This is a genomic window from Murinocardiopsis flavida, assembly GCF_003014485.1.
Taxonomy (GTDB): domain Bacteria; phylum Actinomycetota; class Actinomycetes; order Streptosporangiales; family Streptosporangiaceae; genus Murinocardiopsis; species Murinocardiopsis flavida.
Window position 1 is genome coordinate 550,667 of sequence record NZ_PYGA01000001.1, and the last position, 12,541, is coordinate 563,207.

Below are 12,541 nucleotides of genomic sequence, written 5' to 3' on the forward strand. Positions count from 1 at the left end.
ATTGAGACACACCTATGGCATCCACCACCGAGGCGGCCACGAACCGGCCGCCGGCACCGGACGGGGCGGAACCCCGCCGCCCCCGCCGACCGGGAAGCGCCCCGATCGGCCGCAGGCTGCTCCGGAGCCTGCCGCCCTACGCGCTCATCGCACCCGCACTGCTGCTGCTCGCGGGGATCCTGCTGTGGCCGATCGTGCAAATGGTGTGGAACTCGCTGCACACCTACACGATCCGGCACCTCAGCCCCAACGGGCCCCAGCCCGAGTGGAACGACTTCGAGCACTACCGCACCCTGCTCGGCGACCCGTACTTCTGGTCGGTCTTCGGCAAGACCGTCCTCGTCTGCGCGCTCATGGTCGGGCTGACCCTGGTCCTGGGCACGCTGGTCGGGCAGCTGCTGCACAAGCTCCCCCGCGCGTTCTCCACCGTCGTCGCGTTCGGCATGATGCTGGCCTGGGCCACCCCCGCCATCAGTGCGTCGCTGGTGTTCCGCTGGCTGTTCACCGCCGAGCGCGGCTACGCCAACGTGCTGCTCGACCGGCTGCCCGACTGGCTGGTGGGCTCGGGCTGGCGCGAGTTCGACTGGTTCCTCGAACCGTTCCCCATCTTCACGCTGCTCATCGTCATCATCGTGTGGCAGGGCTTCCCGTTCGTCGCCATGTCGGTCCTCGCCGGGCTGAAGAGCATCCCGCACGAACTGTACGAGGCGGCGCGGGTCGACGGCGCGGGCGCGTGGCGCTCCTTCCGGGCGGTGACCTTCCCGATGCTGCGCCCGCTGTTCTCGCTGCTGGTGGTCCTCCAGGTCATCTGGGACCTGCGGGTGTTCACCCAGCTCTACGTGCTCAGCGGCAGCAGCTTCGCCAACGAGAACGCCTACCTGCTCTCGTACTACATCTACCAGCAGGGGTTCAGCGCCAGCCCGGCGAACTTCGGCATGGGATCGGCGATCGCCGTGGTCATGACCGTGCTCGTGCTGGTCATCACCGTGTACTACCTGCGCATCATGATCCGTCAGGGGGAGACCCGATGAGCGTCGCCGCACCCGCCAGGACGACCAAGGCGGCGCCCGCCGGGTGGAACGGGCCGCGGGCCGCCAGGCGGCTCGGCCGCGCGGGCCTCTACCTGGCCGGGGTCGCGGTCTTCCTGTTCTCGGTGTTCCCCGTGTACTGGATGATCGCGACCTCGCTGAAACCGCGCAGTGAGCAGTTCACCTCCGACCCCACCTTCCTGCCGCAGGACCCGACCCTCGGCAACTTCGACCAGGTCGTCAACGGCAACGTCGTGCCCGGGGTGAGCTTCTGGACGTTCCTCACCAACAGCCTGCTGGTGACGCTCGGCGCGGTGTCGGCCGGCGCGGTGCTGGCGCTGCTCGCAGCGGTGGCGGTGGCGCGGTTCCGGTTCCGGCTGCGCACCGCGTTCATCGTGACCCTCATGGTCATCCAGATGGTCCCGGTCGAGGCGCTCATCATCTCGATCTTCATCAACTTCCGGAAGATCCAGGACGGCACCGGGATCGAGATGCTCGGCTCCCTCAGCGGGATCCTCGTCGCCTACACCGCGGTGTCGCTGCCCATCACCATCATGATGCTGCGCGGTTTCGTCCAGGCCGTGCCCAAGGAACTGGAGGAGGCCGCCGCCATCGACGGCGCCGGCCACATGACCGTCTTCTGGCGGATCCTGATGCCGCTGGTCGCCCCCGGCCTGGTGGCGGCGAGCATCTTCGCGTTCATCACCGCCTGGAACGAGTTCATCATCGCCCTGACGTTCCTGGGCCGCAGCAGCGAGAACTTCACCCTGCCGCTCACGCTGTCGTACTACTTCGGCCGCTTCGGCACCGAGTGGGGTGCCATCATGGCGGCGTCCACCCTGCTCACGGTCCCGGTGATGATCTTCTTCCTGTTCGTGCAGCGGCGCATGGTCTCCGGCCTCACCATGGGGGCCGTCAAGGGCTGACACCCCGCTCCCCCGCACCACCAGTGGCGCGCACCCGCACGCCCCCGCCTCACCCATGCCCGCAAGGGCGCCGCAAACACGATCGGAGCCCGCGATGCCCGCGGATCGGAGCCTGGAACGCCTCGCAAACTCCACCCTGCTGGTCCCCTTCGAGTCGCACACCGCACCGCGGTGGGTACTCGACGGCCTCGGCGAGGGCCTGGCCGGAGTGTGCCTGTTCCACAACAACATCAGCGGCGCCGAGCAGGTCACCGCGTTGAACCGCAGGCTGGCGGAGGCGGCCGACCACCCACTGGTGTCGCTGGACGAAGAGGGCGGCGACGTCACCCGCATCGGGCAGGCCGCCGGCAGCGAGTACCCCGGCAACGCGGCACTGGGCGCCATCGACGACCCCGCGCTGACCCGCGAGGTGCACCGGGCGCTGGGCGCCGAGCTGCGCGGCCTGGGCTTCACCCTCGACCTCGCCCCGTCGGTGGACGTCAACACCGCCGCCGACAACCCGGTCATCGGCACCCGCTCCTTCGGCGCGGACCCCGCACTGGTGGTCCGGCACGCGGCCGCGGCCGTCACAGGGCTCCAGCAGGGCGGGGTCGCGGCCTGCGCCAAGCACTTCCCCGGCCACGGCTCCACCCACCAGGACTCCCACCACGAGCTCCCGGTCATCGACGCAGACGTCGACCTCCTCGAACGCCGCGAACTGCGCCCCTTCCGAGCGGCCGTCGCCGCGGGGGTCAAGAGCGTGCTGACCGCCCACATCCAGCTCCCGGCCCTGGGCCTGACCGCCCCGGCCACGCTGACGCCCGAGATCATCACCGGGCTGCTGCGCGGCCGGCTCGGGTTCGACGGGGTCGTCGTCACCGACGCGCTCGACATGCAGGGCGTGAGCGGCGAGATCGGCATCCCCGAGGCGGCGGTCCGCGCCCTCGCGGCAGGCTGCGACCTGCTCTGCCTGGGCCGCTTCGTCTACGCCGACCAGGTCGCGCAGATCCGCGCGGCGATCGTCGAGGCGGCCCGCACCGGCCGCCTCAGCGCCGACCGGCTGGAGCAGGCCGCCGAGCGCATCACGGCGCTGCGCTCCTGGACCGCCGAGCCCACGGGGGAGCCGCCGCGCGCCTACGTGGGACTCGACGCCGCCCGCCGGGCGGTGCGCGTGAGCGGCACCCTGCCGCCGATGGCGGACCCCGTTGTCGTGGAGCTCGACGCGCCGCTCGGTATCGCCGTGGGCGAGGTCCCGTGGGGGCTGGCGCCCTGGTACCCGGGCGCGCTGCGGGTCGACCCCGAGCACACCACGGCGGCCGAGGTGCTGCGCGGCGCCGAGGGGCGGACCCTGGTCGTGGTCGTGCGCGACGCGCACCGGTACCCGCGCACCCGCGCAGTTGTCGAGGAGCTGTGCCGGCAGCGCGACGACGTCGTCGTCGTCGAGATGGGCCTGCCCATGTGGCGGCCCGACAGCCGCGCGTTCGTCACCACGCATGGCGCGGCGCGCGTCAACGGGCAGAGCGCCGCCGAGGTGCTGGGCTCACCGGCCCCCGCGTCGATACGCTGAAGGCGGTGCGGGCCGCTCCGGCGCGTCCCGCGCCGCCGTTCACCCGTTCCGCGACACCCGGCCTGACCGGTAGGAGAAGTCGAAATGCGCGTCACCAGCAAGCCCACTCCGCCATGCGGCCGCCCGATTGACCCGAACCGCCCGATCTTCACGGCATAATCGCAGCATGCGCCTTTCTGCCCGGGTCGATTACGCGTTGCGCGCCGCGGCCGAACTCGCTGCCGCCAGTGGCGGTCCGGTGACGGCCGAACAACTCGCGCGCGCCCAGGCCATCCCCGGTAAATTCCTGGAGAACATCCTCACCCAGCTGCGCCGCGCCGGCCTGGTGCGCAGCCAGCGGGGTCCGGTGGGCGGCTACTGGCTGGCCCGCCCGGCCGGGGAGATCTCCCTGGCCGACATCATCCGCGCGGTCGACGGACCGCTCGCCAACGTCCGCGGTGAACGCCCCGAACACGTCGACTACGACGGTGCGGCGCGCAGCCTCCAGCAGGTGTGGATCGCGCTGCGCGCCAGCGAGCGCGCCATCCTGGAGACCGTCACACTCAACGACGTCGCAACGGGCAGCCTGCCGGAGTCGGTGCGCACACTCGCTGAGGACCCCGGCGCCTGGGCGAGCTAGCGCCGCGGGCCCGCACACGTGCGAAGGGCCGGTGGCGGCCCCCTGAGAGGGCCGCCACCGGCCCTGTGCGTGCCATGCGCGCCGTGCGCGGGTCAGCGCATCGCCTCGAACATCCAGTGCTGCTGCTCCAGGTCCTGCGACGCGGCGATGACGAGGTCCTGGCTGACCGGGTCGGCCTCCTCGGTGGCGGCGATCCGGTCGCGGAACCGCTTCACGACCACGCTCAGCGAGTCGACGATGAGGCCGATGACCTTGTCGTCGGAGAGCAGGCCCGATTCGGGCTGGACGAGCTTGGTGTCGCGGGAGACGGTCGTGGACCGCCCGTCGGGCGACACCCCGATGGCGACCGAGCGCTCGGCGAGGACGTCGGTGTGCTCGCGTGCCGCTTCGACGAGGGCGTCGAGCTGGAGGTGCACGGAGCGGAAGTTCCGCCCGATGACGTTCCAGTGCGCCTGCTTCGCCAGCAGTGAAAGGTCGATGAGGTCCACAACACAGCCCTGAAGGGCCTCGCCGGTGACGGACTTCGCATCATCGGACAGTGAACCGTGGATCTTCGGCATGCCGGATCATCCCCCCTGGTCTCCTACTGTTGCCGAGGCAACCCGACCACTGCCCGGGGAGTTCCGGGCAAAACTACGTCGGCCGCCGCGCTGCGACCGACTAGGGGATGGGCATGGACTGGGGCGGCCCCTAGACGCCGACCATGTCGACCACATCGGGGACGCGGTCGGGCACCGAGTCGATGCCCAGGGAACGGGGAGAGCCGACGGAATCGGACTGCACGGAACCGCCGAGCAGCGCCGCCTCCTGGAGTTCGGCGAGCGCCAACTGGTCGGCGACGTCGCGGAGTACCTGCGACAGCGGGACACCGAGGGCGCCGCAGATGGAGGAGAGGAGCTCCGACGACGCCTCTTTCTGCCCCCGCTCGACCTCCGAGAGGTAGCCGAGCGAAACCCTGGCGTCGGCCGAGACCTCGCGGAGGGTCCGGCCCTGCCGCTGGCGCATCTGCCGTAGCACGTCACCCAGTAGGTGACGAAGCAGGACCATCATTCGTGCTCCCTCCCACCGGTAGCGACCTTCATACAAAACACCGTACCTGCCCGAAGCCTGATCGTCGCACCTCACGGCCATCTGTTCGCTGGAGGGGTAACACGATCCTGATGCCGGTTTGTTCCCGCGTTTGCCCGGCTTGAACAGGGGGGAGCCCGTTATTTCGGCTTGATCTCGGCCACCATCGCCGCGACCAGCTCCAAACCGTGCAGAACCGTGTCGTTCCTGATGAGCGCCCGGTCTCCGCTGAGAGCGAACTCAGCGCTCCGGACGCTCCCGCCGGGGCCGGCGACGGCGGCGAAAACGGTGCCGGGCGGCCGGCCGTCCTGGGGGTCGGGCCCGGCGACCCCGGTGACGGCGAGGCCGAATGTGGCCGGGACGAGCCGGCGCACCCCCAGCGCCATGGCGGTCGCCACCTCGGGGTGCACGGCGCCGCACCGTTCCAGCAGGTCGGCGGGAACGCCGAGCACGCCGGTCTTCACCTGGTTGTCGTAGCTGATGACCCCGCCCAGGTAGCTGGCCGAGACGCCCGGCACGGCGGTGATGGTCGCGCCGATGAGGCCGCCGGTCAGGGACTCGGCGGCGGCGAGGGTCAGGCCCCGCTCGACCAGCATCCGGTGCAGCCGGGCGGCGGCGCCGCGCGGCCCCTCGCCGGGCTGATCCGGACGGGGCCGCTCAGGAACCGGCGCCACGGGCCTTCGCCGAATGCCGCAGCTTCAGCGCCTTGACGACGTAGTCGCCGCCGGTCCACAGGGTGACCAGCAGGGCGGCGCCCATGATGATGTGCGCGACGAAGTGGAGCGGTTCGGGCAGGGGGCAGACGTAGACGCTGATGGCGACGATCTGCAACACCGTCTTGAGCTTCCCGCCCGGGCTCGCCGCGATGACGCCGTACCGGATGACGACGAAGCGCAGCGCGGTGACGCCCAGCTCGCGCACCAGGATGCAGATGGTCACCCACCACCACAGCTCGCCCAGCATCGACAGCACCACGAGGGCGCCGCCGGTGAGCGCCTTGTCGGCGATGGGGTCGGCGATCTTGCCGAAATCGGTGACGAGGTTGCGCCGCCGGGCGATCTCGCCGTCGATGTGGTCGGTGATGGCGGCGAGCACGAACACCACGAACGCCGCATAGCGCCAGCCGGGGTGATCGAGGAACATGAACACGACGAACAGCGGCACCATGACCAGGCGAATGACGGTCAAGGCGTTGGCGATGTTGACCACCGGCGCCTGGGGCGCCGACGCCGCTGCGGAATCGTGGCTGTTCATCGTGCATCCACCGGGTCGTCGGTCTCGGCGATGAGGTCGGCCCCCGCGGCCTGGAGAACGGTTGCGCTCACGATCGAACCGATCTCCAGTCCGTCGCCGTACACAATGGTACTGCCGTCGACCTCGGGCGCCTGGTGGTCGGAGCGGCCCTCGTAGACGCCGTCGTCCAGTTGCGCCTCGATGAGCACCCGCACCTCGGAGCCGATGCGCTCCTCGGCCCGCTGCGCCATGAGCTCCTCGGCGAGCCGGTTGAGGCGGTCGACGCGCTCGGCGATGACGTCGTCGTCGAGTTTGGCGTCGTGCCCGGCGGCCTCGGTGCCGTCCTCGTCGGAGTACCCGAACACCCCGATGGCGTCGAGCCGCGCCTCTTCGAGGAAGGAGTACAGCTCGGCGAACTCTTCCTCTGTCTCGCCGGGGAAGCCGACGATGAAGTTGGAGCGGGCGCCGGCCTCGGGGGCGTTCTTGCGGGCGGTCGCGAGCAGGTCGAGGAAACGCTCCCGGTCGCCGAACCGGCGCATGCGCCGCAGCAGGGTGCCGCTGGCGTGCTGGAAGGACAGGTCGAAGTAGGGGACGACACCGGGGGTCGAGGTGAGGACGTCGATCAGGCCGGGGCGCACCTCGGCGGGCTGGAGGTAGGAGACCCTGACCCGCTCGATCCCGTCGACCGCGGCGAGGCGCGGGAGCAGTGTCTCGAGCGCGCGGAGGTCGCCGAGGTCCTTCCCGTAGGACGTGGAGTTCTCGCTGACCAGGAAGAGTTCGCGGACGCCCTCGCCGGCCAGCCATTCGGCCTCGCGGACGACGTCGTCGGGGGTGCGGGAGATGTAGGCGCCGCGGAACGCGGGGATGGCGCAGAACGTGCAGCGGCGGTCGCAGCCCGACGCGATCTTCAGGTTGGCGACCGGGCCGCCCGTGAGGCGGCGCCGCGGGATGTAGGGGCCCGAGGCCGGCGCGACGCCGTCGGGCAAGGGGTCGAGCCCGGTGTGCCCGGGGACGTAGGCGTCGTGCGCGCCGCGCTCCACCGGCGAAATGGGAAGCAGGGTGCGGCGATCGCGCGGACTGTGCGGCGCCAGGGGCCGCCCGGCGACGACGTCGTCCAGGCGGTCGCCGATCTGCGCGTAGTCGTCGAAGCCGATGACCTGCGCCTCGGGCAGGGCCTCGGCGAGCTCCGAGCCGTAGCGCTCGGCCATGCAGCCGGCAGCGACCACCTTGGTGCCGTCTTCGGCGGCGTTCAGCAGGGCGTCGATTGAGTCCTGCTTGGCGGCGTCGATGAAGCCGCAGGTGTTGACGACGACGACGTCGGCGTCCTGCCCTTCGGCGTCGACAAGGTCCCAGCCGCCGGCGGACAGCCGCCCGGCGAGTTCTTCGGAGTCGACCTCATTGCGCGCGCACCCGAGGGTGACGAGCGAGACCGTGCGGCGCGATGACATAGCTTCCAAGGGTACGGGAGTCCGGTGGGGGCGGCGCTGCTGCCGCGTCCTCCAGGGTAGGCCGTCCGCGACCGCGCTCACGCACGCGCCGGTCCGACCCCCAGCCCCGAAGCCCGGAACCGCAGGTCAGGACGTCGGACCGTCGGGGCCGACGGTGACCCGGGTCACCTTGCCCTTGGGGCCGGCCGGCCCGTGGTCCGCGCCGTTGACCGTGAGGCGCACCCCGCCCGCGTTGCCGAGGCTGAGCCGCAGCAGCTTCTCGCCGCGCACGTCCCGGCTCTGCCCCGGCGTGAGCGTGCCGGTGAACAGGTCCTCGCCGTCGGCGGAGTCGACCCGCACCCAGGTCCGCTGGTCGGCGCTGAGCCTGAGAGTGATCTGCTCCGCGGCGCGCTGCGCCTTCTCGCGTTCCCGTTGCGCCTCCTCCCGCCGCTGCTGCGCGGCGCGCTCCTGCTCGCGGCGCTCCGCTGCGCCGGTGCCGCCGGGGGGCTGCGGCCGCTCGTCGGCGCTGCCGGAGACGCCGCGCGCCACGGCCTCGGACCCGGCGTGCTCCTCCTGGCCGCCCTTCGGCCAGGCGTGCGCCGCGGCGAGGATCCCCGCCGTGGCGAGGGCGGCCGCGACGAAGATCGGCCACTTGCGGCGCTGCGCCTGCTCGAAGCCGGGCTGCGGCGCGGCGGCGAACAGCTCCTCCGGGCTGGCGGCCGTCTCGGGGCGGCCGGCGTGCTCGCGGTCGAAACGCTCGATGAGGGGGGCGGCGTCGACGCCGAGTTCGCGGCACAGCGAGCGGATGTGGCCGCGGGCGTAGAAGTCGCCGCCGCAGGGCGCGAAGTCGTCCGCCTCCATGGCTTCGAGGACCTGCTCGCGGATGCAGGTGCGTCCGCTCAACCCGGCGACCGTGTATCCGGCCTGTTCTCGGATCGCCGCAAGGGTCCGGCCGATCGTGCTCAAATGTCCGCTCCCTCCCCTGGTCCCCGGGTGCGAGCGCCCGGAGAGCCCCACTGGAGCCGACCCGCTGCGGAGTGGGGGTTGCGCACCCCCTGCGGCCTCCCCCGGCACCCCCGCGCGAACCGCTACTACGTCACTACCCACTGTGAGACGAACGGTGCGCGCGGAGACGCTGACACGCCCGGTGCCGGAGTCAAGAAACGGTCATGGGGTGACGCACGGCATCAATCCCCCCGCAGCAGGGCGAGTGTGCCCGGAAGGTCATCGGGCTGGACGAGGACGTCGCGCGCCTTGGACCCCTCGCTGGGCCCCACGATGTCCCTGCTCTCCATCAGGTCCATGAGCCGCCCGGCCTTCGCGAAGCCGACCCGCAGCTTGCGCTGGAGCATCGACGTCGAGCCGAACTGGGTGGTCACGACGAGCTCCACGGCCTGGACCAGCAGGTCGAGGTCGTCGCCGACCTCCTCGTCGATCTCCTTCTTCTGGGCCTCGGCGGCGCCGACGTCCTCGCGGTAGCTGGGTTCGGCCTGCTTCTTGCAGTGGTCGACGATCGCCCGGATCTCCTTCTCCGACACCCAGGCGTTCTGCAAGCGGATGGGCTTGGAGGAGCCCATGGGCAGGAACAGCGCGTCGCCCTTGCCGACGAGCTTCTCGGCGCCCGGCTGGTCGAGGATGACCCGGCTGTCCGAGAGGCTGGACGTGGCGAAGGCCAGCCGCGAGGGGACGTTCGCCTTGATGAGGCCGGTCACGACGTCGACGCTGGGCCGCTGGGTGGCGAGCACCAGGTGGATGCCCGCGGCGCGGGCGAGCTGGGTGATGCGCACGACGGAGTCCTCGACGTCGCGCGGGGCGACCATCATCAGGTCGGCCAGCTCGTCCACGATCACCAGCATGTAGGGGTAGGGCCGGTACTCGCGCTCGCTCCCCGGCGGGGCGACCAGTTCGCCCTTGCGCACGGCGGCGTTGAAGTCGTCGACGTGGCGGTACCCCGACGCGGCGAGGTCGTCGTAGCGGCGGTCCATCTCCCCCACGACCCACTGCAACGCGTCGGCGGCCTTCTTGGGGCTGGTGATGATGGGCGTGATGAGGTGCGGGATGCCCTCGTACATGGTGAGTTCGACCCGCTTGGGGTCGACCAGGATGAGCCGCACCTCGTCGGGCGTCGCCCGCATCATGATCGAGGTGATGAGCCCGTTGATGCAGGTGGACTTGCCGGCACCGGTGGCGCCCGCGACCAGGACGTGCGGCATCTTCGCCAGGTTCGCCACCACGTTGGCCCCCTCGACGTCCTTGCCGAGCCCCACCAGCATCGGGTGGTCGTCGGAGGTGGCGGCAGTGGAGGTCATGACGTCGCCGAGGCTGACGATGTCCTTGTCGGTGTTGGGGATCTCCACGCCGATGGCGGACTTGCCGGGGATGGGCGAGAGGATCCGCACGTCGGCGCTCTTGACCGACAGCGAGATGTTGCGGGTGAGCGCGGTGACCTTCTCCACCTTCACGGCGGGGCCGAGCTCGATCTCGTAGCGGGTCACCGTCGGGCCGCGGGTGAAGCCGGTGACCTCGGCGTCGATGTTGAACTGCTCCATGACCCCGGTGAGGGCCTCCACGACGACGTCGTTCGCCTTGGTGCGGGCCTTCACCGGGCTGCCCGGCTTGAGCAGCATCGGGGCAGGCAGCTCGTAGTCGCCGTCGACCACCCGGGAGGGGATCGACAGCTGCTCCACCGCCGCGGGCGGCGGCGAGGGCTCCGGTGCGGGGCGCGGCTTGGGTTTGGTCTCGGGCGCCGTGTCGACGACGGGTGTGTCGTAGGGGCGCTCGTTGTCGCCGGCGACCGTCTCGACCTCGTCGGCGGGCGCGGCCCGCTTCTTCTTCGCGCGGGGGCGGGGCGGCGACTCCCCGTCGAGGATCCCCACCCCGGAGTCGGGCGAGTCGTCGCGCGCCATCATGGGGCCGAAGAGGTCGCGCAGGCGGTCGGGAATGCGGTAGATGGGGGTCGCCGTGACCACCAGCAGCCCGAACAGCATCAGCATCACGAGCAGGATCCCGGTCACCCACGGGGTGAGGACCTGCGAGAGCGGGCCGGACGCCGCGAACCCGATCATGCCGCCCGCGCGGCGGATGGCGAGCTGGCCGTCGGACGGCCACGGGATGCCCTGCCCGATGTGGATGAGCCCGAGGAGGCCCACCAGCAGCGCGGTGGCGCCGATGAACAGCCGCCCGACGTCGGTCTCGCCGGTGCCGGGGGTGCGCATGAGCCGCCACGCGAACGGCAGGAACAGCAGCGGGAGCACCGGGGAGAACGTCCCGAAGGCGCCCACCACGACCATGCGGGTCACTTCGAGGAGTTCGCCGTCGGTCTCCCACCACACGGCGGCGGCGATGAGCAGGCCCAGGGCGAGCAGCACCAGGCCCGCGCCGTCGCGGCGGAGGTCGGGATCGAGGTCGCGCGCGCTGCGGCCCACAGCGCGCGCCAGGCCGCCCACGGTGTGCGCGAGCAGTTTCCACAGCAGCAGCAGGCACTTGCCGAACCACAGGAAGAGGAACGCGACCGGGCCGTCCGAGGCGTTGGGGACGGGCTTCTTCGGCGGCGCCTTGCGCGTGCGTGCCGAGGAGCCCTGGGTTCGGCGCGGGGCGGTGGAGCTCTTCTTGCCCGCCCCTCCGCCGCCACCTGATCGCTGAGGGGTCTTGGGCGCACGGGTGGCCATGATGGGCACCCTACTAAGGACCGGCCCGCCGAATCAGCGACCGCGCCCGGCGTGTCGCGGACCCGGCGGGCCGGGGACCCGGTGTGGGGGACCTGAGGTTGGGGATCTGGTGTCGGGGTCCTGAGGGCCGGGTCCTGAGGTCGGGGCCCCGGTGTCAGAACCCGCCGAGCAGCCCCCCGGCGTGGCTGACCGGCACTGTGTGGGTGACGCAGCCGGAGCCGGTCAGGACGTGCAGCAGGAACGCCGTCGGCTCCGCCAGGTAGCCCACCATCTGGTCGGGGCGCATGCGCAGTTCGCTCTGCCGGTAGGTGCTCGGCGCGAGCGCGAGGGTGCTCCCCGCGAACGCCGCGGTGATGGGCCGGTGGATGTGCCCGCCCAGGACGCGGGCGACGTGCGGGTGGCGGGCGACCACCTCGCCCAGTGCGTCGCCGTCGATGAGCCGCATCCCGTCGAGGAAGGGGATCCCCACGGGGATCGGCGGGTGGTGCAGGCACACGAACGCCGGGACGTCGGGGCGGCCCGCCAGGGCCTTGTCGAGGAAGTCGAGCTGGTCGGCGCCGAGCCGCCCCGAGCCCTCGCCCGGGATCAGGGAGTCGAGCACGACGACCGTCGCCTCGGGGTGCTCGACCGCGTAGTGCGCCTCGCCGCCGCCGCCGAGGCGGTCGGTGCCGCCGAAGGCGTCCAGCAGGGCGCCGCGGTCGTCGTGGTTGCCGGTGACCAGGTGCAGCGGGAGGGGGAACCCGTCGGTCAACTCGGCGAGCTGCGCGTACTCGTCGGGGCGGCCGTGGTCGGCCAGGTCGCCGGTGATGACGACGCAGTCGGGGAGGGGGTCCAGCGCGAGGACCCTGGCGAGCGCGCGGCCCAGTCCCGAGGCCGGCCCGGCGGCGAGCGCGCCGGTGGTGAGGTGCGGATCGCTGATGTGGGCGATGGAGGCGGTCATGCGGACAGCCTGGACGCACCGGGGGCCGCGCACAAGCGCGTACTGCTGACAGCGAAACCGGCCACCCGCAGCACGGTCACCGCCGC

12 protein-coding genes are annotated in these 12,541 nt (G+C 71.7%); 4 read left to right on the plus strand and 8 right to left on the minus strand.

Annotation, left to right across the window (positions count from 1 at the left end):
- The first annotated feature begins 14 nt into the window (after positions 1-14).
- From CLV63_RS02385 to CLV63_RS02400, 4 genes are all read left to right on the plus strand, one after another.
- Positions 15-1,031, plus strand: a complete 1,017-nt coding sequence (locus tag CLV63_RS02385) for a carbohydrate ABC transporter permease (RefSeq protein ID WP_106581156.1) — start codon at positions 15-17, stop codon at positions 1,029-1,031.
- Positions 1,028-1,954: a carbohydrate ABC transporter permease gene (locus CLV63_RS02390; RefSeq protein ID WP_106581157.1), complete on the plus strand. Its 927-nt coding sequence runs from the start codon at positions 1,028-1,030 to the stop codon at positions 1,952-1,954. The genes CLV63_RS02385 and CLV63_RS02390 overlap by 4 nt, the downstream gene beginning before the upstream one ends.
- Positions 1,955-2,048: 94 nt before the next feature.
- Positions 2,049-3,500, plus strand: coding sequence for a glycoside hydrolase family 3 protein (locus CLV63_RS02395; RefSeq protein ID WP_106581158.1), 1,452 nt, complete (start codon positions 2,049-2,051; stop codon positions 3,498-3,500).
- Between the two features lie 166 nt (positions 3,501-3,666).
- Positions 3,667-4,119 carry an RrF2 family transcriptional regulator gene (locus tag CLV63_RS02400; RefSeq protein WP_106581159.1) on the plus strand — a complete coding sequence of 151 codons (453 nt, stop codon included), beginning with the start codon at positions 3,667-3,669 and terminating at the stop codon, positions 4,117-4,119.
- A 92-nt stretch (positions 4,120-4,211) separates the two neighbouring features.
- On the opposite strand, the gene CLV63_RS02405 is transcribed toward CLV63_RS02400, so the two are convergent.
- From CLV63_RS02405 to CLV63_RS02440, 8 genes are all read right to left on the minus strand, one after another.
- On the minus strand, positions 4,212-4,679 hold the full coding sequence (locus tag CLV63_RS02405; RefSeq protein WP_106581160.1) for a Dps family protein: 468 nt from the start codon (positions 4,677-4,679) through the stop codon (positions 4,212-4,214).
- A gap of 130 nt (positions 4,680-4,809) precedes the next feature.
- Positions 4,810-5,169, minus strand: a complete 360-nt coding sequence (locus CLV63_RS02410; protein WP_106581161.1) for a helix-turn-helix domain-containing protein — start codon at positions 5,167-5,169, stop codon at positions 4,810-4,812.
- A 158-nt stretch (positions 5,170-5,327) separates the two neighbouring features.
- Positions 5,328-5,861, minus strand: coding sequence for a CinA family protein (locus CLV63_RS02415; RefSeq protein WP_394339731.1), 534 nt, complete (start codon positions 5,859-5,861; stop codon positions 5,328-5,330).
- Positions 5,845-6,441, minus strand: a complete 597-nt coding sequence (pgsA, locus tag CLV63_RS02420; protein ID WP_106581162.1) for a CDP-diacylglycerol--glycerol-3-phosphate 3-phosphatidyltransferase — start codon at positions 6,439-6,441, stop codon at positions 5,845-5,847. Before pgsA ends, CLV63_RS02415 begins: the two co-directional genes overlap by 17 nt.
- Positions 6,438-7,868, minus strand: coding sequence for a 30S ribosomal protein S12 methylthiotransferase RimO (gene rimO / locus CLV63_RS02425; RefSeq protein ID WP_106581163.1), 1,431 nt, complete (start codon positions 7,866-7,868; stop codon positions 6,438-6,440). Before rimO ends, pgsA begins: the two co-directional genes overlap by 4 nt.
- Positions 7,869-7,994: 126 nt before the next feature.
- The gene (locus tag CLV63_RS02430; protein WP_170134122.1) at positions 7,995-8,813 is read right to left on the minus strand and encodes a helix-turn-helix domain-containing protein; all 819 of its coding nucleotides are present in this window, start codon (positions 8,811-8,813) and stop codon (positions 7,995-7,997) included.
- A gap of 221 nt (positions 8,814-9,034) precedes the next feature.
- On the minus strand, positions 9,035-11,515 hold the full coding sequence (locus CLV63_RS02435; protein ID WP_106581165.1) for an FtsK/SpoIIIE family DNA translocase: 2,481 nt from the start codon (positions 11,513-11,515) through the stop codon (positions 9,035-9,037).
- A 154-nt stretch (positions 11,516-11,669) separates the two neighbouring features.
- Positions 11,670-12,455, minus strand: a complete 786-nt coding sequence (locus tag CLV63_RS02440) for a phosphodiesterase (RefSeq protein ID WP_106581166.1) — start codon at positions 12,453-12,455, stop codon at positions 11,670-11,672.
- Between the last annotated feature and the right edge of the window lie 86 nt (positions 12,456-12,541).

Bases quoted from the DNA above. Each gene is read 5' to 3' on its own strand.
- CLV63_RS02385 (WP_106581156.1), top strand. From the start codon at position 15: ATGGCATCCACCACCGAGGCGGCCACGAACCGGCCGCCGGCACCGGAC.
- CLV63_RS02390 (WP_106581157.1), top strand. From the start codon at position 1,028: ATGAGCGTCGCCGCACCCGCCAGGACGACCAAGGCGGCGCCCGCCGGG.
- CLV63_RS02395 (WP_106581158.1), top strand. From the start codon at position 2,049: ATGCCCGCGGATCGGAGCCTGGAACGCCTCGCAAACTCCACCCTGCTG.
- CLV63_RS02400 (WP_106581159.1), top strand. From the start codon at position 3,667: ATGCGCCTTTCTGCCCGGGTCGATTACGCGTTGCGCGCCGCGGCCGAA.
- CLV63_RS02405 (WP_106581160.1), bottom strand. From the start codon at position 4,679: ATGCCGAAGATCCACGGTTCACTGTCCGATGATGCGAAGTCCGTCACC.
- CLV63_RS02410 (WP_106581161.1), bottom strand. From the start codon at position 5,169: ATGATGGTCCTGCTTCGTCACCTACTGGGTGACGTGCTACGGCAGATG.
- pgsA (WP_106581162.1), bottom strand. From the start codon at position 6,441: ATGAACAGCCACGATTCCGCAGCGGCGTCGGCGCCCCAGGCGCCGGTG.
- rimO (WP_106581163.1), bottom strand. From the start codon at position 7,868: ATGTCATCGCGCCGCACGGTCTCGCTCGTCACCCTCGGGTGCGCGCGC.
- CLV63_RS02435 (WP_106581165.1), bottom strand. From the start codon at position 11,515: ATGGCCACCCGTGCGCCCAAGACCCCTCAGCGATCAGGTGGCGGCGGA.
- CLV63_RS02440 (WP_106581166.1), bottom strand. From the start codon at position 12,455: ATGACCGCCTCCATCGCCCACATCAGCGATCCGCACCTCACCACCGGC.